This window comes from Rhodanobacter sp. AS-Z3, assembly GCF_029224025.1.
Lineage (GTDB): Bacteria > Pseudomonadota > Gammaproteobacteria > Xanthomonadales > Rhodanobacteraceae > Rhodanobacter.
This window is the reverse complement of record NZ_CP119392.1, coordinates 1408540-1429376: the sequence shown is the minus strand read 5'-3', so window position 1 is coordinate 1429376 and position 20837 is coordinate 1408540. Positions and strand designations below refer to the sequence as shown.

Here is a 20837-nt window from a genome sequence, read left to right as displayed (position 1 = left end):
TTCAGTTGCTCTTCAGTTGCAGGGCCGGCGCAATGTGACAGGCACGCCACGCCGGCAGCACCCCGGCCAGCAGGCTGGCACCCACCGCCAGCACGATCGTCAGCAGCAGCATCGCGCCATCGAGATGCACCAACGGCGCGTAGTCCGCCGGCTGTCGACGTACCAGCCACAGCCCCAAATAGGCCAGCATCAAACCGCCCAGGCCACCGACAAGGCCGATCACACCGGACTCCACCAGCAACTGGCTGAACAGCGCACGGCGTGATGCGCCGAGCGCACGACGCACGCCCAGTTCGGCGGAGCGGCGCAGGAACTTGGCCAGCATCAGGCCCACCGTATTGACCAGACACACCAACAGGAAACCCAGCGCCAGCCAGCTCTGCAGTCGCACGTCACCGGGCACCACCTGCTCGTAGTCCAGCCACTGCATTAGATTGCGCAGGCGTACGTTGGGTGCACGCAAAAAGCGGCCCAACGTCTTTTGCTCTTGCGAGTAATGGACCAGAAACTGATGGTACGCAGCCGCCTTGGCTGGCGTGTCCAGTTGCACCCAGAACTGCAGCCACACGCAAGGCGCCGTATGCGTGGCGTCGTCGCCGCCATTACCCCAGCAGTCAGCGCCGCCCAGATGCTTCAGATGCAAATCCTGTGAGGTCGACAACGGCAGATAGACGCCTTCGTCCTCACCGTAGTTCTTCACGTTGAGATCATAGAAATGTGGATTCGGGCGCCAATCGCCCAATACGCCAATGATGCGCAGCGCGTGCCCCTCAAGACGCAGCAAGCGCCCGCTACTGTCGCGACCGCCGAACAATTTTTCATTGAGCTTGCTGCTGATCACCACCACGGCCGCGCTCGTCGCATCCTCCGCGGCGCCCCAGGCATGGCCGTATTGGAACGGCACACCGAACATGGGAAAGAAATCGGCCGTGGTGTAACGGGCCGTCTCATAAAACGGATCGAATGCGGACTGCGTCGGCTGGATGGCCACCGAGCCACCTGTCATCAGCGCCTGGCGATCCGCACGCTGCGCCTGCAGCAGGTTCGTGCCGTCAATCCAGGTGACCTGATCCGGCGGCTCGGCCTGCGGCTGGTAGTCACCCATATCGCGTGGATCGAGCTGCGGCGCATACAACAGGCTGCTGCGCCCCGGCAGCGGATCACCCGACAGCACGTGCAACACGGTCAGCGTGGTCATGCTCGCGCCAATGCCCAGCGCAATCGCCAGCACCATCAGTGCGGTGAGTGCCTTGTTGCGTTTCAGACTGCGCAGGGCCAGCTCGAGGTAGTAGGCAAACATCACACGTTCCTCGTCGCCACCACCGGTGACACCGCGGCGGCGCGCAGTGCCGGCCCCAGTACTGCCAGTTGTCCCAGTGCCCACAACACCAACGCACCGATGGGGAAGTAGTAACCGGGCAATCGCCCCAGTTCGTAATGCAGCATCAGCAAAAGATTGAAGCCGTAGGCCAGAACCATGCCGAGCGCGATGCCAAAACTGGAAATCAGGAAGTTTTCGGTCTGGAAATAACCAAGAATGTCGCCCCTTGTCGCACCGATCGCGCGGCGAATGCCGATCTGACGTCGACGTTGCGCTACCCAGAAGCTGGTAAGGCCGACGATACCCATGGCGGTGACGACGAGCAGCAGAACGCAAACCCCGACCAGCAACCAGGCCATCGCGCGATCATTGCGGTAGTACTTGTTGCGCGCCGCTTCAAGCGTCGTTGCGCTCCTGGACGAAACCAGGCGTAGCGGCCCGCTCGTCTTGAGCGTCTGGATAGCTCGCTCGATCACCGCTTGCCGTTGAGTGGAGTCTTTCACCCGCAACAAATAAGTGCCGCGCGGATAGGCCAGATCGATGGGAAACACCATGGCATAGTCGTACTGCCCCACCGATCCGTCGTCTCGCGGCTGCACCAGCCGATCAATCACACCGACCACCGGGTTGGCGCCAAACGCATAGATGTTCTTTCCTGCCGCCGACTGCCCTGGAAACAGATGAGCAGCCAAGGCGCGAGTGATCATCACCGGCACGCCAGAGACACCGCCATCCAGTTGTGCCGAGGTGACGAACTCATCTGCATTGAATTGGCGCCCTGCCGCCAACTTCAGTCCCAGCGTATCGAACAAGCTTGCATCGCCCATGTATTGCGTCACCCCGATGCGGGGCGCCTTGGCGTCGTCGCTGAGGCTTACGCCGCTGGAACTGAAACTGTTGCCAAACAGTGTTTGATTGACGATCGACGCGTCAGTGACACCACTGATCGCACGCAAGGCCGCCAGGTCGGTGCGGGTCTGCGCCAGGATCGATTCGGGCGAACCGAGCGCAACACTGTGTACGCGCAACTGAACCAGATGACTTTCGTCGACACCGGTAGGCCGGTGCATGCGTTCCAGCCGCGTACCGATGAGGAACAGCGCGTTGCAAATCACCGCACAAGAGAACGCGATCTCAAGCACCAGCAGGGCGACGGCAATCCGATGCTTGCGCAGGGCACGAAGAATGTGGATGAAGTTCATGGGTGTTGTCCTTCGTTCACCGGATCGACTAGTTCAACTTCAGCGCGATGGCAGGCGCTACTTGCGTGGCTCGCCACGCCGGCAACACGCCGGCCAGCACGCTGACCAGCAAGGACAAGGCGAACGTGGACAGCAACATGCGCAGGTCCATGTGGATATACGCCGCATAGTCGGTAGGCTGGGCGCGCACGAGCACCAAACCGAGACTGGCCAGGGCCAGGCCGAGTACCCCGCCGGCAAGCCCCACTACGGCCGCCTCGACGAGGCACTGCAGAAAGATCGCCGAGCGTGAAGCACCCAGCGCACGGCGCACGCCAAGCTCGCCACTGCGACGCAGGAACTTGGCCAATAGCAGGCCGACCGTGTTGAGCAGGCAGATGCCGAGAAAACTCAATGCCAGCCACATCTGCAGACGTACGTCCGAAGGCACCACGCCGTTGTGATCCAGCCACTGCATGACATCCTGCAGCGCGACATTTCCAGAATGCTTGAAACGCCCCGATTGGTGCTGGATCGCAATGTAATTCTGCAGATACTGCCGATAGACGGCCGCCTTCGTCGGCGAGTCCAGCTCGACCCAGTATTGCAGCCACAGACACGGCGCATCCGCCGCATGGTTATCCTGTACGTTGCCCCAGCAATTCATGCTGCCACTGGTGGCCAACTTCAGGTCCAGCGCCGTATCCATGGGAACAAAAACCTGCTCGCTGTCGCCGAACTGACTGTTGCTCAAATCGTAGAAGCGCGGATTCATGTCCCAGTCACCGAGCACGCCGACGATGCGCAGGCCCTGGTTGCCAACCCGCAAGGTCTGTCCGACGCTGTTCTTGCCCCCGAACAGTTGCTGATTCAGCGAATCTGAAATCACCGCGACATGCGCATGTGCGGCGTCGTCCGCCCTACTCCAGGCGCTGCCGTAACGCAGCGGCACGTCGAACATCGGGAAGAAATCCGCGGTGGTGTAACGCGCCTCCACGGCCAGCAATTCGCCTTGCGCGGGCGTCACCACCATCGAGCCGGCCGACATCACCGCCTGGCGATCGGCGCGACCATCACGCAGCAAGGCGTCCGTATCGTGACGACTCAGATTTTCCGGCGCCTCTTCGCCGGTTTCGAAACGATCATCGGGAAAGACATCCATGCGCACACGAAACAGCTGCGCGCTTTTCTGAGGAATGGGATCGCCCGACAGCACATGAAGCACGGTTAGCGTGGTCATGCTGGTGCCAATGCCCAGCGCGATCGCCAGCACCATCAGCGTGGTGAGTGCCTTGTTGCGTTTCAGGCTGCGCAGGGCGAGGTCGAGGTAGTAGGCGAACATTCGTGTTTTCCGGGGACGGATGCTTTCTTTCACTGCGTTGCGATGGGAACGATGCTTGGTGCGCGACGGGTCGAACCGCTGTTATTCGACCGCATGGTGCCCATAGCTGAGCACCCGCGTGATCTGCCATGCATCACCCTGATGGCGCCACACGATGGTGAAGTCGGCGATGCCATCGCACTTGCCGGTATCGAACTGGCAGAAGCGGTGCACGCCTTGCTCGATAGCGCCGAAATCCTTGATCGGATAAACCTTCAGGCTGCCGGGCACCAGTTCGCGCCGAAAATGGCCGCAGACGTTCTGGCGGGTCTTGTCGATCATTTCCTTGCGTGTCCAGGTGACCCCGCCGGTGTCGTGATAGAACTCGACATCGGGCGCGAAATAGCTGGCGTGCTTCTGCAATTGCGCCGGCACGCTGCAGTGGTTGAACGCATCGAACACCGCCGTATCCAGTGCCGATATCGTGTTGAACAACGCACTGCCTGAGCTCGGTGGCGGCTGCTGCTTGTCCGCCGCAGAGGCAGCGGGCGAGCCGGACAGCGCGAGCACGGGAATGGCAATCAGCAACGCAGCGAATTTGTTCACGACAACTCCAGCATCGGTCAGCATCGAAGGGACATCCGCCAGCAGCACGCCTGCGCTGGCGAGGTTTGTCGTGAGGTTCTAGACAGCTCGGGTGGCGACCACCGGCGGCACGTTGGAAGCACGTCGCGCTGGCACGAACACCGCGCCCTGCCCCAGCGCCAACACCAGCGCAACACCGGCCAGCACGTAGGGCACCGGCAGCCGGTCCATTTCGAAGTGCTGCATCAACAGCATGTTCAAACCCACCGCCAACAGCAGGCCAACCACCGCGCCAATGCCGGCGATCACCAGGTTCTCCAGCTGGAAGTAATGCAGGATGTCGATTTTCCGAGCACCCAGTGCACGGCGCACGCCGATCTGCCGGTGACGCTGACCGACCCAGAAGCTGGTGAGTCCGACGATGCCGGCCGCGGTGACTGCCAGCAGGATCAGGCAGACCACGCCCATCAGGATCGCCATGCCCACGTCGGCGCGGTAGGCCTCGGTGCGGATGTCGGCGAAGGAGCGGACGCTGTCGTCATCCAGCACACGCAGCGGGTTGACCTTGTACAACGCAGGCGTCACCGACTTGATGGCCGCCTGCAGCCGACCGGGCCGGGCACGCACCGCGTAGCGCGCGAAGTTGGCATTGAGCCGCGTCGGCACCAGTACCGAATTCCAGACAAACGCATTGGTCCAGCTGCCCGTGGCAGGAACCTGCAGGCGCTCGACCAGGCCGATGATGGTGGTCGGCGCCGGGCTGCCATCGAGGTAAATCACCTTGCCCAGCGCATCACCCTTGGGGAACAGCTTGTCGGCCAGCGCCTTGGTCAGGATCACGATGGACGGTTCGGTCTGATCGCGAAATCCGCGATGCTGCACGTCAGCTGCGGTGAAGTTGCGTCCGGCGACCAGCTTGAGCCCCAACGTCGACAGCATCTGCTCGTCACTGAAGTAGTAGGTGGTACGCGCGTTTCCATCACGCAACTCGTGACCCGGTTTTACCGCCACCGAGCCATTCCACGAGGAGTTCAACAGCGGCAGTGAATTGACAGGCGCCACCGAGGCGACATCCGGCAGGCTGCGCAGCGCGGCGAGATCAGCCAGCTGCATGTTGTCCAGTTTCTGGACGCTGTCTGCATCATCACCGCTGGGCGCGCCTACCCATTGCTGGCTGATCAGGAACAAGTTGCTTTCGTCCAGGCCGGTCGGGCGGTTCACCCGTTCGATACGCTGACCGATGATGAATACCGCGTTGCAGACGATCGCCAGGGTCAGCGCGATCTGCAGGGCGATCAACACCACACCGGCCTTGTGCCGCCGCAGCGCCGAGATCATGGGATGCAGTGTCATGAAGTTGTTCCTTTTATGGCCCATTGAAACCGGCGTTTCCGAGGAGTGCGGCCATGAATGGCCGCTTTCTTGCGCAGGGACAGCGCACTAATTCGACTTCAGCTGCCACGCGGGTTGCACGCGTGAGGCTCGGAAGGTGGGATACAGACCGGCCAGCATGGTCGCCAACACGGCAATCAGCAGGGTCAGGCCGAGCAGCGAGAAATCCAGCTTTGCCAACGAGGCGATGTCCCGCGGCAATACCCAGCTGACGCTGGCGACGCCGACGCCAGTCAGCAGCAGTCCGAGCACGCCGCCGGCCAGACCGATCATCCCGGCCTCGGTGAGAAACTGCGCGTAGATCGCCCGGCGTGGCGCACCCAGCGCGCGACGCACGCCGATCTCGGTGCTGCGACGAAGGAACTTCGCCAGCAACAATCCTGCCGTGTTGACCAGGCAGACAATCAGCAGTCCCAACGCCACCAGCAACGAGACCTTGGTGTCACTGGGCACAACCTGCTCGTGATCAAGGAACGCCGGCACGTCACGCAGCCGGTTGTTCGGCGGCCAGCTGAAACGGCCGGCCTGCTGCTGCTCTTTCGCGTAGCCGTCCAGCCAGCTGCGGTACGCCGTAACCGCCGCCGCGTCATCGAGTTGCACCATGTAGGCAATCCAGATGCAACTGGATTGCTGCATGCCGACGAAGCCGGATTGCGCCGGTGTCTCGGAGCAATTGGTGTTGCCATCGTTCGGCATGCCCATCGCAATGGCACGTTCGAAGGGCACGAAGACGTCTTCTGCACCGGTGGAAAAGCCGCCGCTGTTGACCACGTCGTAGAAGCGTGGCTGCGGATTCCAGTGATTCAGCACACCCACCACGCGATAGTCCTTGCCGTCGATACTCAACGTGCGACCCACGCTGTTGGCGCCGGCGAACAGCTTCTCGTTGAGTTTGCTGCTGATCACCGCCACAGCGGCGCGCTGACTGTCGTCGGTAGCGCTCCAGCCGCCGCCATACAGGAACGGCGTGTCGAGCATCGGGAAGAACTCGCTGAAGACCGCGTGTCCGCTGACATTGATCGGATGCTTGCTGGCATCGAAAGGCACCACGGAGGGCGATATCTGGTACATCGCCGACTGCAGCTTGCCACGATGGGCACGCATCATCGCCATCGCGTCGATGTAGTCCAGCGCATCCGGTGGCTCGGTGTCGGTGCTGTTGGGCGCATGACCCTTGGGGCCCCACATATCGATCTGCGGCACGAACAGCTGCGAGGATTTCCACGGAATCGGATCACCCGATACCGCGCGGAACACCGACCAGGTGGTCATCGACGCGGCCACGCCGAAGCCGATCGCCAGTACCATCAACGCGGTGAGACCGGGACTGCGGCGGAGGCTGCGGACGGCCAACTCGAGGTAGTAGGAAAACATCTGTCTATCCTTCAGCAATCACGACGTACCCGTAGGAGTGCGCTTGGGGGCGATGCTCCTGGCTTGACCACGGTCGAACGAATCAGCAAAAGCAGCGCCCGCGAGCGGGCTCCTACCGACGATCAGGTATGAGATTGCGCGGCCATGTCGGCGTGCGTGTGGAAGCGCGGGTCTTCGGAAAGCTCAACCACCTGGCCGTCGATGATGTGCACGTTGCGCTGCGCACGCGCGGCCAGTTCGGGGTCATGGGTGACCATCACGATGGTGGCGCCGTCACGATGAATTTCTTCGAGCAACTCCAGCACGCCGCGCGCCATCTGGGTGTCCAGGTTGCCGGTCGGTTCATCGGCTAGCAGCAGGCGCGGGCTGCCAGCCAGTGCACGGGCGATTGCCACCCGCTGTTGCTGACCACCGGACAGTTCGGCCGGATAGTGCTTGGCGCGCGAGGCCAAACCCACGCGCTCCAGCGAATCCATGATGCGTTTTTTGCGCTCGGCACTCTTCATGCCGCGATAGCGCAGCGGCACTTCGATGTTGTCGAACACATTGAGATCGGGAATCAGGTTGAACGCCTGAAAGATGAAGCCGATCTTCTCGTTGCGGATCTTTGAGCGCGCGTTGTCGTTGAGGTTGCTCACCTCGATGCCGTCGAGGTGATACTCGCCACCGGTGAAGGTTTCCAGCAGGCCGGCAATGGTCAAAAAGGTGGTCTTGCCCGAGCCGGACGGACCGGTGACGGCAACGAACTCACCCTCTTTCACGTCGATGTTGAAATCACGCAGCGCATAGGTTTCCACCACTTCAGTGCGGTAGACCTTCGACAGGTGGGTCATCTTCAGCATGGTTGTTCCTCGGTGGTGGTAGTGGTGGCGCTTGGAGCGGGAATGGGGAACGGGGAATGGGGAATGGGGAACATCAAGCTTTCGGTCACTCGGGCATTGCGCCCTTCACCGGGCTCGAGCCACAAGTTCTCGGACTCCGGTATCTGCACGTTCCTCGTTCCCTGTTCCCTGCTTTCATCAGTTGCTGATCGCGACGGTCGCCGCACCCTTGAAGCTGTCAGTGCCGGAGATCACGATCTTGTCGCCTTCCTTCAGGCCTTCAAGAATCTCCACCTTGTCGATGCTGGAAGCGCCGACACGGATCGGGGTTTTCTTGGCGATGCCGTCGCGCACCAGGTACGCATAGCTGCCGCCGGATTCGTCGACGAAGGAGCCGCGCTGCACGGTCAGCACGTTGTCGCGCTTGTCCAGCAGCACGCGTACCGACAGGCGCTGGTTCTGGCGCAACTGCTTCGGTGTTTCGCCGTCGAAGCGCAAGCGCGCGGCAACCTGGCCGTTGACGACTTCGGGCGAGATCGCGCTGACCAGACCCTTCCAGGTATGGCCGTTGCCACTGATCTCACCGGACATGCCAATGCCCAGATCGCGCGCAAAACTTTCCGGCACCTGCATTTCCACCTGCAGCGCAGACAAGTCGATCACGCTCAACAACTGGGCGTCCTTCGCCACGGTGGCACGCTCGGCGATGAACAGCTGGCCGACCTGCCCGTCCACCGGCGACTTCACATTGAGATCGTCAACCTGCCGCTGCAGGTCTTTCACCATCAGCAACTGACGTTCGTGCGCCAGCTTCTTGGACTGGATGTCGAAGTTGAGGCTGTCGTTGTCCAGACCGAGATTGGCCTTGGCGTGCGTGGTGGCGATCTTCGCCTTGTCCAGCGAATCCTTCGCCTTGTCCACGTCCATGCTGGACACCGCGCCCTTGTCGAACGCCTTCTGGTAGCGGTCAAGGTTGCGCTCGGCCGTGGTCTGATCGATGCCGGCGTTGTCGTAGGCTTCCTGCAGCGCCGAACGTTGTTTGCGCGCCTCGATCTGCGCACGCAGGTATTCCACTTGCATCGCGTCGGCGTTGCTCTGCTCCTGCGCCAGTTTGTTGGTCAGCTCCGGGCTCACAATGGTGGCCATCACCTGGCCGATCTTTACCGTGTCGCCCGCGTGCACCTTCAGTGTGACCGCGCCGCCAGAAGTGGCGTACAAAGTCGGACTGACCGCGGCAACGACCTTGCCTTCGGCGGCAATGTCACGAACGAACGGGCCACGCTCAACCGTGGCAAATGCCAGCCGCGAACTGCTCACCGAGGCAGACGCCGAGAACAACCGGCCAATACCCGGCGCAAGCCACGCCAGCAAGGCCAACATCAGCACGCCGGCACCGATCAGGATCATCCGGCGTTTGCGGTTGGGTTGGACCTGAACCAGTTTGTCCTGCGCAGAGGTGTCGCGAATCATCGTGCCGTTCCTGTCCGCGTAAAGCGCGGTTGCACAAGGATCTTTGCAATCCGTGTGCCACCGTCAGGAACGCAATCAGTCGCGTCATATCAATCAGTTACGCAGCGCGGCATGCAGCATGCTGTGTCCGCGGACAGTGCACGGACAGCCGGACGAACAGCCGGACAGGTAGCCGTCCGCCGCGATCAGTCACCGCTCGCCATCTGTAGCGGCACCGCTTCGCTACGCGCGATCTGGCCGGCAAGCTGGCGGCCCAGCGAGGAAACCGGCCCGCATACTTCGGCGCCGAGCACGGTGAGCCCAGCGAGCCGACGGGTATGAAAACGCAGCAGCCTGGCGCAGGCCGGGAGCGGCTGTCGCAGCCCGCGCGAAAGTCCGTCGCCGTGCATCGGACGGCCTTGCTCAAGCAGGCGATCCCACGCGAGGTAGTCGGTATCCGGCAACAAATGCAGTCGCGCACAACGGCGGCCTTCGCGATCCAGGCAATCGATCCACTCGCGCGGTCCTTCCACCGTAATCGTGCTGGCCGCGACAAGCGTGCGCGTCTGCAGCAAGGGCGCCAGTTGCATCATGTCGACCAGCAGGCCGCGCGGCAGCGCGCTCGTCGTTGCACCACGGGGACACATCGGCACATAAAGCACCTTGCCGAGTTCCGGCAAGCGCTCGATCAAGCCCATCGGCGCGGTTTGCAGACGGCGACAGCTGATGGTCGAGCCCGGCTTGCTGCGCTGCAGATCCTGCAGTCGGTGGACTAGGGAAATGAACATCGAATACCTCAGGCGGGAAGGCCCGGCTGGCGCTCGCGGAGGAGCACACTGGCTGAGGCAACAAGGGTGAGTCGCGCAGCGGAACGTGCGTGACGACCGACTATTTGGTGAGAATCAATTTGTCATTGCGGGTAAGCCGCAAGTGGTACTCGCTGCCCTGGTGCTGGATCACCAGTTCACGCTCACCTTCCAGCAGCGTGTGGCTGGAAACCCGCCGTGTGGGCACCGAAACGGCAAGCTGCAACGAGACCGCATGCGGGCGCGGAGACAACGATGTGGGCGAGTTGAGTGACAAGACGGGCATGGCTGCTCCACGGGCCGAGGGTGATGGCTTCGATGATAATGATTCTCATTTGCCTGTCAACCACCACCGTCCGCCCACACAACCCGCGGTTCAGCCAGCTTCGACGATCGACCTGATGCGCTGCGCCACCGTTGCGTCCAGCTGAGGCAACACCTCCAGCGCCGCCAGGTTTTGTTCCAGTTGCTCAAGCCGGCTGGCACCGAGCATCACCGTGGAAACATGCGGATTGAGCAGGCACCAGGCGATCGACAACTGCGCCAGACTGCAGCCCAGCTCATCAGCCACCGGCTGCAATGCGCGCACCTTGCCCAGTCGCTCATCGCCCTTGCCGAGCACGTCCTCGCGCAACCAGCTGTAGTCCGCTTGCGCCAGCCGCGAGTCCGCCGGAATGCCGTCGTTGTACTTGCCGCTGAGCAGACCCGAGGCCAGCGGCGACCAGATCGTGGTGCCCATGCCATACGCTTCGTACAACGGCGCGTATTCCACTTCCAGCCGCTCGCGATGCAACAAGTTGTACTGCGGCTGCTCCATCACCGGCGCGTAGAAATGATTTTCGCGCGCCACCCGATGCGCCTCGTGAATGGCTTCAGCCGGCCATTCGCTGGTGCCCCAATACAGCACCTTGCCCTGCCGAATCAGCGTATCCATCGCCGCCACCGTCTCGACGATAGGCGTATCCGGATCGGGGCGATGGCAGAAGTACAGGTCGAGATAGTCCATCCGCAAACGCTGCAGTGCCTGATGGCAGGCTTCCATCACGTGCTTGCGCGACAGCCCGCGCTGGGTCGGCAGCGGGTTGTCGACCGCGCCGAAGAACACCTTGCTGGAGACGCAATAGCTGTCGCGGGGAAAGCGCAGATCAGCCAACACGTCGCCCATCACCTGCTCGGCCACACCCTTGTTGTAGACCTCCGCGTTATCGAAGAAATTCACCCCGCGTTCGTGCGCCAGCGCCAGCATGTCGCGTGCCGCGCCGCGACCCACCTGCTTGCCAAAGGTGACCCAGGCGCCGAACGACAGCGCGGACAGTTGCAGGCCGGAAGTACCGAGACGGCGGTATTGCATGGGCAGATTCCTCAAGTTCGGAAAACACGGGCTGGCAACGCTGCATGCCGGCCACGACAAATCGATCAGCGTGCATTGTTGCGCTTCGCATGTGAGTAATGCATCAGCACCTCGGGATCCCGCGGAGGCTCAGCGCAGCAGTTGCAGTCCGAGCCCGAGCACGAGCGCGGCAAACACACCGGCGATCACGTCGTCGATCATCACGCCGAAGCCGCCTTTCACGCGGCGATCCAGCCAGCGGATCGGCCATGGCTTCCAGACATCGAAAAGGCGGAACAGCACGAAGCCGGGCACCAGCATCCACCAATGCATCTGGCCACCCGGCAACACTGCAGGGACCAGCAACGGGATCAGCGCGATCCATTGGCCAATGAATTCGTCCCAGACCAGGCTGCGGTGATCGTCGACGCGCAGCGCACGGCCGGCGACATTGCAGGCCCATACGCCGAGCGCGAAACCCGCAACCAGCACGCCCAAGTAAGCCCACAGCGGCAGTTCACGCAATAACAACCACGGCAGGAAAGCCGCCAGCGAACCGAAGGTTCCCTGCGCCACCGGTGCCAGACCCGAGCCGAAGCCGGCCGCCAGCCAGCCTGCAGGCGTGGCCAGCAGCGCGCGGCGTTGCTCACTTGTCAGAGTCTTCTTGGCACTCACGCGAAATGCTCCCAACCGGCGTGATTCGTAGTCATCCATTCGCCATCCACAGCGCGCACCCGTACGCCGTCGCCTTCGACGATGCGGCCGATCCGGGTGACCCCACAACCCAACCGCGACAGGTCGGCCTGAACATCGGCCACGCGCTGCGCGGGTACGGTAAAGCAAAGTTCGTAATCGTCACCGCCACTCAGCGCGAATTGCAATGCACTGGCTTCGTCGTACAACGCCATCAGCGCCGAAGAGCGCGGCAGCAGCGCAGCATCGATTTCCGCGGCAACGCCGCTGTCCGCGCAGATATGTCCGAGGTCGGCGAGCAGACCGTCGGAAACATCGACGCAGGCGCTGGCCTTTCCACGCAACGCCACGCCAGCGGACAACCGCGGCATGGGTCGGTTCAATCGTTCGATCAGGAAGGCACGCAGGTTGGCGCGACTGTCGTCATCAGCCAGTGGCTGCTGCAAGGCCTGCAGACCCGCCGCCGCATCGCCCAGCGTACCGGTCACCAGCACCGCATCACCGATCCGGGCACCGCTGCGAACAAGCGCCTGGCCCGGCGGCACGAAGCCATGCACGGTGACGCTGATCGCCAACGGGCCGCGCGTGGTGTCGCCGCCGACCAGGGCCAGTCGATGCGGTCTGGCCAGTTTGCTGAAGCCTTCGGCAAAGCCTTCGACAAAGTCGGCGTCGGCGTTCGGCAAGGTCAGCCCGAGCAGCGCCCAGGCCGGGCTGGCGCCCATCGCGGCAAGGTCGGACAGATTCACCGCCAGCGCCTTCCAGCCGATGTCGGCGGCAGCAGTGCCATGCGGAAAGTGCACGCCTTCAACCAGGGTGTCGAGCGCTATCGCCAGATGCTGACCAACCGGCGGCACCAGCAGCGCGGCATCATCACCGATGCTCAGCGCCACGTCATCGCGCTGCTGCGCGGTGAGTTCGCGAAGACGTTCGATCAGTCGGAATTCCATCGGCCGAACTCCGTACGCCGCTCAGCGATCGTGCTTCTTCTCGGTCACGCGCAGCTCGCTGGCCAACTTGTCCAGCACGCCGTTGACGTAGCTGTGGCCATGGTCGGCACCGAAGCGCTTGGTAACCTCAATCGCTTCGTTGATCACCACGCGGTACGGCACGTCGGGGCGGAATTTCAATTCGTAGGCAGCCAGCCGCAGGGCGGCGCGTTCGATCGGATCAACCTGGGCCACTTCGCGGTCGATGTGCGGACGCAGCGCCTCGTCGAGTGCATCGACGTTTTTCTCCACGCCATGCAGCAGATCCTCGAAGTATTCGAGGTCGGCAATTTCCATGTCCTGCTCGTGGCGGAACTGGTCGATCACCGCATTCATGTGGCTGCCGCTGATTTGCCACGCGTACAGCGCCTGCAGCGCGCGGCGACGGGCACGCGAACGTGCCTGCATATCGATGCCCTGCGCGCGCTGGCTCATCCGAGGTTCCCGTAGAGGTTGACCATTTCCAGCGCGGCGATCGCGGCATCGGCACCCTTGTTGCCGGCCTTGGTACCCGAGCGTTCGATTGCCTGTTCGATGCTGTCGGTGGTCAGCACGCCGAACGCGACCGGCACGCCAGAGCTGTAGGCTGCCTGGGCCAGGCCCTTGGCGCATTCGCCAGCAACAAAATCGAAGTGCGGGGTGGAACCACGGATCACCGCGCCCAACGCGATCACCGCCGCGTACTTGCCGGAGTTGGCCAGCTTGTGCGCGGCCAGCGCGATTTCCCAGGCGCCCGGCACACGGATCAGGTCGATCGCGTCATCCTTCACGCCGTGCCGCACCAGCACGTCGCGCGCTCCGGCCACCAGCTGCTCCACGACGAAGCCGTTGAATCGGCCGGCGACGATGGCGAAACGGCCCTTGGGCGTGGCGAAATCGCCTTCGATGATCTTCATTGCAGAATTCCTTGATTGGACGCATGGCCCATGCAGACCGGCCATTTTACGGGTTTGCCGGCACTCCTGCTTGCCGCGTTTGCAGCCGTGCCCGGCCAGCAGGTCGCTCAGCAGCTCGGCGGCAAGTGCGGATAGCCGCTGAAAGCCAGCCGAGCCTTGCCGGCGGACACCCGCAAGCGGGCCGGCGCACCAAACGGCAGGGTGAACTTGTCCGGCTCGTGCCCGTTCGGCAAGCCATCGACCAATGGCAGGCCGCTGGCCCGGCGAATCTGGTTGAAGCTTTCGGCCAGGCCATAGCCGTTATCGTAATCCGCCGCGCGGCACTGACTGAAGTCACCCAGCAGCAGCGCACGCTGACGCCCGAGTACGCCGGACAAATGCAACTGGTACAGCAGGCGTTCGATCCGGAACGGCCGCTCGCCAACGTCCTCGACGAACAGGATGCCGCCGTCGATGTTCGGGAAATACGGCGTACCGATCAGGCTGCACAGCACCGCCAGATTGCCACCCCACAGCGGGCCTTCGACATCCAGCTCGGTGTCCGCCGTCGTGTTCCATGTGACTTCATTCGACGGCGCGCGCACGGTGCCCCAGAAATGCTGCCAGGTGAAGTCACTGAGTGTCGCCGCACCGAAGTCGTGGCCCAGCATGGGCCCACTGAACGTGTACAGGCCGCTGCGCGCATGCAGCGCCAGCTGCACCGCGGTGAAATCGCTGTAGCCGACCAGCAAGGTGTTGCTGCCAGTCAGACGCTCGCGCAGCGCGTCGTAGTTCAGCGCCTCCAGCAAGCGCGTCGCACCGTAGCCACCGCGGATGGCCAGCGCGATATCCGGCAGGACCTCACGTGTCGCCAGCGCATTGAGGTCGGCCGCACGTTCGGCATCGCTGCCGGCGTAGCGTTGCTCGGTGCGATCGAGCACGTCCAGTCCGCTCACGCTGCAGCCAGCCGCCTGCAGGCGTTCAACGCCACGCGTCATCGCCGCACGATCGTGCGGATAACCGGAAGGGGCAATCAGGCGGATACGGGTCATGGGAGAAATGAGTTCAGACGAGTGAGAAAAGAGTGTACGTGGCAAGAATGCAGACGGAATGGATTTTCCCGGCCCGTCCGCTGACCTCACGACCAGCCGGAACCAACTCGATTTGTAGATAGATTACACGCGGGACCGCGCGCAGCCCCTCTCGTTTCTCACTCCTCCACACTCACTTTTCGCCTCAAACGTACTCGACCACTTCGAGATCGAAACCCGCCAGACCGACCAGCTTGCGCGGCGTGCCCAGCACGCGCAGCTGGCGCACGCCGAGGTCGGCCATGATCTGCGCGCCCAGTCCCAGCTGACGCCACTCCTGCTGCTGCGCATCTTCCGCTGGCTGAATGCTGGGCTGGCCCTGCAGGCGAGCCAGCAACGCTTCGGGAGTGTCTTCGCCGGACAGCACCAGCAACACACCGCGATCCTCATCGGCAATGCGGCGCAACGCCGAGGTGACGGTCAGCCCCAGATCGTCGCGCTTGAGGTGCAGCACGTCGGACAAGGTGTTCCGCACATGCACGCGGGACAGCACCGGCGTGCCGTCATCAACGGTGCCACGTACCATCGCGTAGTGCAGGCCGCGGCGAATCACGTCGCGATAGGCGATCAGGCGAAAGCTGCCGAACTCCGTATCCACCACTTCATCATGCACGCGCTGCACGGTCTTCTCGGTTTCCAGACGGTAGCGAATCAGGTCGGCAATCGAGCCAATCTTCAGTCCGTGTTTGGCCGCAAAGACTTCCAGCTCCGGGCGACGCGCCATCGAGCCGTCTTCCTGCAGAATTTCGATCAATACCGCGGAAGGCTCCAGCCCGGCCAGTGCAGCCAGATCGCAGCCAGCCTCGGTGTGACCCGCGCGCGTCAACACGCCGCCCGGTTGCGCCGTGAGCGGGAAGATGTGGCCGGGCTGTGCCAGATCCTGCGGCTTCGCATCGCCCTTCACCGCCACCTGGATGGTGCGTGCACGGTCGTGCGCCGAAATGCCGGTGGTAACGCCTTCGGCAGCCTCGATCGAGACGGTGAAGTTGGTGTGGTACGACGAGGTGTTGTCGCTGACCATCGGCTTCAGGCCAAGCTGGCGCGTGCGTTGCTCGGTCAGCGTGACGCAGACCAGGCCGCGTGCCTCGCGCACCATGAAGTTGATGTCCTCCGGCCGCACCATCTGCGCGGCCATGATCAGGTCACCTTCGTTCTCGCGGTCTTCGTCATCGAGGATCACCACCATGCGACCAGCACGGATGTCTTCGAGGATTTCGGGGATGGTGTTGAAGGGCATGGGCAAGAATCCGGATGGAAGGTTTTCCCTTCTCCCCCGCGGGGAGAAGGAGACGAGTATCAGGCGAAGCCGTGTTGCTTCAGAAATTTTTCGTCCAAGCGCGGCGCTTCACCGCTGGACAGCAGCCGCTCGACATAACGTGCGATCACATCCACCTCGATGTTGACCGCATCGCCGACGCGACGCGCATGGAACGCGGTGTGCTCGACCGTATGCGGGATCAGGTTGACACCGAAGTGGTGTCCGTTGACCTCGTTCACCGTGAGGCTGGTGCCATCGATGCAGACCGAGCCTTTCGCGGCGATGTAGCGCGAGATCGCCGCCGGTACTTCGAAGGTCCAACGCTGCGAACGGCCATCGGCAGTGATCGATGCCACTTTGCCCAGGCCATCGACATGGCCAGACACCAGATGGCCACCCAGTCGATCCGCCAATCGCAACGCTTTCTCGAGATTCACCGGATCGCCCGCCTTCAGCTTTCCAAGCGACGTCAGCGACAGGGTTTCGTTCGATACGTCCGCACTGAATCCGCGCGCCTCCAGCGTGATTGCGGTGAGGCAGACGCCGGAGACGGCAATCGAATCGCCAAGCTGCACGTCGGACAGGTCAAGTTCGACCGTATCGACATGCAGGCGCACATCACCGCCACGCGGTTCGAGGCGCGCAATGCGGCCCACGGTCTGGATGATGCCGGTAAACATCAGCACGACTCCGGCAGGAGGGTGATGAACCGCTTGGGTGCATGGACTTTCATGAAACGTATCCCGCATGGTGTGAGCGAGTACGCCTCAAGGCATGAGGCCAGACGCACGGCCGCCAGGCCTTGCGCCGTGCCGTCTTCTCTTTATCCGGACTGTGAGGAAACGGTTGCCCGCTTCCAACCGTCGGCTCCGGAATCTGACCGGATCTGCTGACCTTCCGGCATCACCGGAAGCGCTCGCGGGCTTGTTGTCGGGCGCGAGCCTTTCAACCTACCGCCGGTGGGGAATTTCGCCCCGCCCTGAAGACGCTGTGCATGGTTGCCGACCGAAGCCGACGAGAGATTCTAACACTGCGATGGCGGCGCACCGCACGATCGGGCGGAATGCACTGTTCGCCAGCGCGCACCCTTCACAACGTGGCCAGCCTGTACAAATCAGGCAGGACGCAGGCGCAGCCGCCAGTCCGCCCCCAACTGACGCTGATCCTTCACACTGAGCTGCCAGCGTTGCGCCATGTCGGCCAGCGTGGGCAATTGCAGCAACGGTCTGGCGCTATCGCCCAGCAATAGCGGCGCCACATACAACAGCAACTCATCGGCCAAGCCGGCCGCAAACAGTGCGCCGCACAAGGTCGGGCCAGCCTCGACATGCACTTCGTTGCAGCCACGGCCGGCCAGCAGACCGAGCACGGCGTGCAAATCGAGCATCTCGTTCCGTGTCGCCACGACCATCCGCTCCACCCGCGCAAAACGGTCATCCGCACAGCCTGGTGCGGCGCCGTGCAGCAGCAGGGTCGGCATTGAACCATCCAGCACATGACTGTGCGAGGGCGTGCGCAACTGGCGATCGAGAATTACGCGCAGTGATTGATTGAACGCTTCGTCCTCGGGCAGCCGAACGGTGAGCCGAGGATTATCGGCCAGCACGGTGCCGCTGCTGCTGAGGATTGCCGAACTGCGCGCGCGCCAGCGTTGCACGTCAGCACGCGCCGCTTCGCCGGTGATCCATTTTGATTCGCCATTGGCCAGCGCAGTGCGCCCATCCAGACTCATCGCCAACTTCACCCGCACGAACGGACGGCCGCGTTCGATCCGACTGAAGAAGCCGATATTCAATTCGCGTGCCGCCTCGCGCAGCAACCCCGTCTCGACGGTGATGCCGGCCGCGCGCAGCTTGTCGATGCCGCGACCGTTGACCTGAGGGAACGGGTCCTCGCTGGCGATCACCACGCGCTGCACACCGGCAGTGATCAGCGCATCGGCGCATGGCGGCGTGCGTCCGTGGTGGGCACACGGTTCCAGCGTCACATGAGCCGTGGCGCCGCGCGCACGCACGCCGGCTTCCCGCAACGCAAACACTTCGGCATGCGGTTCGCCGGCGCGCTGGTGAAAACCCGTGCCGACTACTTCATCGCCATGCGCGATCACGCAGCCGACGCGCGGATTCGGCTGCGTCGTGAACAGGCCGCGTTCCGCCAACTGCAGTGCCCGCGCCATGTGGGCGTGATCAACAGCCGAAAAAGAGTCGGTCACGATGTCACACCTTTGGTAGGAGCGCACTCTGTACGCGAAGAATGTCGTGATATCACACGCTTTTCGTGCACGACCGAAGGAAGTCACTTGTGGAGAGGGTACGCTCTTAAGGGAAAACTGAAGCGTCCTGCGGATGCTGTGTTATTTGCCTTCTCGCTTGCCGCCGCCGAGCAAGGGCAATTGCAAATCGGCGAGCCCGGGCAGGTCGCGCTCCAGCCTCTCGATTTCCTCGCGAAACGCTTGCACGTCCTCGAATTTGCGATACACCGAAGCAAAACGCACGTAGGCAACTTGGTCGAGATTCTTCAACTCGCGCATGACCAACTCGCCGAGCTGCCGCGACGGCACCTCACGATCACCACTGCGACGCAGATCGTTAATGATCGTCCGCACGGCGGCATCGACGTCGTTGCTGGACACCGGGCGCTTCTGCAGCGCACGTTCGAAACTCACCCGCAATTTACGTTCGTCGAAGGTCTCGCGCCGCTCGCCGCTCTTCACGATCGCCGGCAGCTTCAGCTCGGCGGTCTCATAGGTGTTGAAGCGCTCGCCGCACTGCGGACACTCGCGCCGACGCCGCACGCTGCTGCCGTCCTCGGTCAGCCGGGAGTCGATCACGCGGGTGTCTTCGTGCTGGCAGAAGGGGCAATGCATGGGTCAGAAACGAGTGGGAAGGAGTGAGTACCGAGGGACTTTACCGTTACTCATTTCTCACTCCTCTTCACTCGTTCCCATCTCAGCCGTAAACCGGATACTTGCGGCACTGCGCGGTCACCGCCTCACGCACGCGGGCAATCACGGCGTCGTCTTCCGGCGCGTCCAGCACGTCGCACATCCAGTTGGCCAGCTCGACCACGTCGGCCTCGCCGTAACCACGGGTGGTCACCGCCGGCGTGCCCACACGCAGGCCGGAGGTGACGAAGGGCTTGCGCGGGTCATTCGGAACGGCGTTCTTGTTGACCGTGATGTGCGCCTTGCCGAGCGCTTCCTCGGCGGCCTTGCCAGTGACTTCCTTGCCGATCATGTCGACCAGCATCAGGTGGTTCTCGGTACCGCCGGAAACGATCTTGTAGCCGCGCTCGATGAACACCTTGGCCATCGCCTTGGCGTTCTTCACCACTTGCGCCTGGTAGGTCTTGAATTCCGGCTCCAGTGCTTCCTTGAACGCCACTGCCTTGGCCGCAATCACGTGCATCAGCGGGCCGCCCTGGATGCCGGGGAACACGATCGACTGCAGCTTTTTCTCGATCTCTTCGCCCGCACCCTTGGCCACGATGATGCCGCCGCGCGGACCGCGCAGCGTCTTGTGCGTGGTCGAGGTGACGACGTGGGCATGCGGCAGCGGACTCGGGTAGACGCCGGCGGCGACCAGACCGGCGACGTGCGCCATGTCGACGAAGAAGATCGCACCGACCGAATCGGCGATCTTGCGCATGCGCGCCCAGTCGACCACCTGCGAGTAGGCACTGAAGCCGCCGACCAGCATTTTCGGCTGGTGCTCGGTCGCCAGGCGCTGCACTTCGTCATAGTCGATCAGGCCGTTCTCGTCGACGCCGTACTGCACGGCGTGGAACAGCTTGCCGGAGACATTGACCTTGGCGCCGTGGGTGAGATGGCCGCCATGGGCGAGGCTCATGCCCAGGATGGTGTCGCCCGGCTGCAGCAGGGCGAGGTACACGGCTTGGTTGGCCTGCGAACCGGAATGCGGCTGCACGTTGGCGTAGTCGCAATCAAACAACTGCTTCAGCCGCTCGATCGCCAGCTTCTCGGCGACGTCCACGTATTCGCAGCCACCGTAGTAACGCTTGCCGGGATAACCCTCGGCGTACTTGTTGGTGAGCTTGGAGCCCTGCGCTTCCATCACCCGCGGGCTGGCGTAGTTTTCCGAGGCGATCAGTTCGACGTGATCTTCCTGGCGCTGACCCTCATCCGCGATGGCCTTGGCCAGTTCATCGTCATAACCGGCGATCGTGCAGTTCTTCGGAAACATTACTGGCCTCGGCAGATGGGGAGTGGGTTTAGCCGGAAAGTGTAGCGCTGACGCGCGTTTGCAGCCAGCCGCAAGCCTGGATCGGGGTCAGAGTGCGTTTTCGCAACGCGAAAAGGCACTCTGACCCCTCCTGCCTGACCCCTGCTGTCTTA

21 protein-coding genes and 1 riboswitch are annotated in these 20837 nt (G+C 62.9%); all 21 genes read right to left on the bottom strand.

Annotation, left to right across the window (positions count from 1 at the left end):
• Position 1 precedes the first annotated feature (1 nt).
• The 21 genes from PY254_RS06055 to glyA all read right to left on the bottom strand — a co-directional run bounded on the left by PY254_RS06055 (position 2) and on the right by glyA (position 20685).
• On the bottom strand, positions 2-1300 hold the full coding sequence (locus tag PY254_RS06055; RefSeq protein WP_281014576.1) for an ABC transporter permease: 1299 nt from the start codon (positions 1298-1300) through the stop codon (positions 2-4).
• Positions 1300-2523 (bottom strand): ABC transporter permease, encoded by a 1224-nt coding sequence (locus tag PY254_RS06050; RefSeq protein WP_281014575.1) that lies wholly within the window; start codon positions 2521-2523, stop codon positions 1300-1302. The genes PY254_RS06055 and PY254_RS06050 overlap by 1 nt, the downstream gene beginning before the upstream one ends.
• Before the next feature lie 28 nt (positions 2524-2551).
• On the bottom strand, positions 2552-3844 hold the full coding sequence (locus PY254_RS06045) for an ABC transporter permease (RefSeq protein WP_281014574.1): 1293 nt from the start codon (positions 3842-3844) through the stop codon (positions 2552-2554).
• Positions 3845-3925: 81 nt separating this feature from the next.
• Positions 3926-4429, bottom strand: coding sequence for a nuclear transport factor 2 family protein (locus tag PY254_RS06040; protein WP_281014573.1), 504 nt, complete (start codon positions 4427-4429; stop codon positions 3926-3928).
• Between the two features lie 78 nt (positions 4430-4507).
• Positions 4508-5761 carry an ABC transporter permease gene (locus PY254_RS06035; protein ID WP_281014572.1) on the bottom strand — a complete coding sequence of 418 codons (1254 nt, stop codon included), beginning with the start codon at positions 5759-5761 and terminating at the stop codon, positions 4508-4510.
• Positions 5762-5848: 87 nt separating this feature from the next.
• A complete protein-coding gene (locus PY254_RS06030; protein ID WP_281014571.1) occupies positions 5849-7174 on the bottom strand; it encodes an ABC transporter permease in 1326 nt (441 codons plus the stop codon).
• Positions 7175-7296: 122 nt separating this feature from the next.
• Positions 7297-8016, bottom strand: coding sequence for an ABC transporter ATP-binding protein (locus tag PY254_RS06025; protein WP_281014570.1), 720 nt, complete (start codon positions 8014-8016; stop codon positions 7297-7299).
• A 177-nt stretch (positions 8017-8193) separates the two neighbouring features.
• On the bottom strand, positions 8194-9465 hold the full coding sequence (locus tag PY254_RS06020; protein ID WP_281014569.1) for an efflux RND transporter periplasmic adaptor subunit: 1272 nt from the start codon (positions 9463-9465) through the stop codon (positions 8194-8196).
• Positions 9466-9650: 185 nt separating this feature from the next.
• On the bottom strand, positions 9651-10232 hold the full coding sequence (locus tag PY254_RS06015; RefSeq protein WP_281014568.1) for a hypothetical protein: 582 nt from the start codon (positions 10230-10232) through the stop codon (positions 9651-9653).
• A gap of 100 nt (positions 10233-10332) precedes the next feature.
• On the bottom strand, positions 10333-10536 hold the full coding sequence (locus tag PY254_RS06010) for a hemin uptake protein HemP (RefSeq protein WP_281014567.1): 204 nt from the start codon (positions 10534-10536) through the stop codon (positions 10333-10335).
• A 90-nt stretch (positions 10537-10626) separates the two neighbouring features.
• Positions 10627-11601 (bottom strand): potassium channel beta subunit family protein, encoded by a 975-nt coding sequence (locus PY254_RS06005; RefSeq protein ID WP_281014566.1) that lies wholly within the window; start codon positions 11599-11601, stop codon positions 10627-10629.
• 129 nt (positions 11602-11730) lie between these two features.
• Positions 11731-12255, bottom strand: coding sequence for a phosphatidylglycerophosphatase A family protein (locus PY254_RS06000; RefSeq protein WP_281014565.1), 525 nt, complete (start codon positions 12253-12255; stop codon positions 11731-11733).
• Complete coding sequence (gene thiL, locus PY254_RS05995; RefSeq protein ID WP_281014564.1) at positions 12252-13220, bottom strand: thiamine-phosphate kinase; 969 nt, start codon at positions 13218-13220, stop codon at positions 12252-12254. The genes PY254_RS06000 and thiL overlap by 4 nt, the downstream gene beginning before the upstream one ends.
• A 21-nt stretch (positions 13221-13241) precedes the next feature.
• Positions 13242-13694, bottom strand: a complete 453-nt coding sequence (gene nusB / locus PY254_RS05990; RefSeq protein ID WP_281014563.1) for a transcription antitermination factor NusB — start codon at positions 13692-13694, stop codon at positions 13242-13244.
• The gene (gene ribE, locus PY254_RS05985) at positions 13691-14155 is read right to left on the bottom strand and encodes a 6,7-dimethyl-8-ribityllumazine synthase (RefSeq protein WP_281014562.1); all 465 of its coding nucleotides are present in this window, start codon (positions 14153-14155) and stop codon (positions 13691-13693) included. The genes nusB and ribE overlap by 4 nt, the downstream gene beginning before the upstream one ends.
• A 107-nt stretch (positions 14156-14262) precedes the next feature.
• Positions 14263-15186, bottom strand: a complete 924-nt coding sequence (ldcA, locus tag PY254_RS05980) for a muramoyltetrapeptide carboxypeptidase (RefSeq protein WP_281014561.1) — start codon at positions 15184-15186, stop codon at positions 14263-14265.
• A 184-nt stretch (positions 15187-15370) separates the two neighbouring features.
• Complete coding sequence (ribBA, locus tag PY254_RS05975; RefSeq protein WP_281014560.1) at positions 15371-16462, bottom strand: bifunctional 3,4-dihydroxy-2-butanone-4-phosphate synthase/GTP cyclohydrolase II; 1092 nt, start codon at positions 16460-16462, stop codon at positions 15371-15373.
• Between the two features lie 59 nt (positions 16463-16521).
• Complete coding sequence (locus tag PY254_RS05970) at positions 16522-17163, bottom strand: riboflavin synthase (protein ID WP_281014559.1); 642 nt, start codon at positions 17161-17163, stop codon at positions 16522-16524.
• Positions 17164-17293: 130 nt separating this feature from the next.
• Positions 17294-17474: riboswitch (FMN riboswitch) on the bottom strand.
• A gap of 123 nt (positions 17475-17597) precedes the next feature.
• Positions 17598-18659, bottom strand: coding sequence for a bifunctional diaminohydroxyphosphoribosylaminopyrimidine deaminase/5-amino-6-(5-phosphoribosylamino)uracil reductase RibD (ribD, locus tag PY254_RS05965; RefSeq protein ID WP_281015169.1), 1062 nt, complete (start codon positions 18657-18659; stop codon positions 17598-17600).
• A 177-nt stretch (positions 18660-18836) separates the two neighbouring features.
• Positions 18837-19349: a transcriptional regulator NrdR gene (gene nrdR, locus PY254_RS05960; protein WP_281014558.1), complete on the bottom strand. Its 513-nt coding sequence runs from the start codon at positions 19347-19349 to the stop codon at positions 18837-18839.
• 82 nt (positions 19350-19431) lie between these two features.
• Positions 19432-20685, bottom strand: a complete 1254-nt coding sequence (glyA, locus tag PY254_RS05955) for a serine hydroxymethyltransferase (RefSeq protein WP_281014556.1) — start codon at positions 20683-20685, stop codon at positions 19432-19434.
• Positions 20686-20837 lie beyond the last annotated feature (152 nt).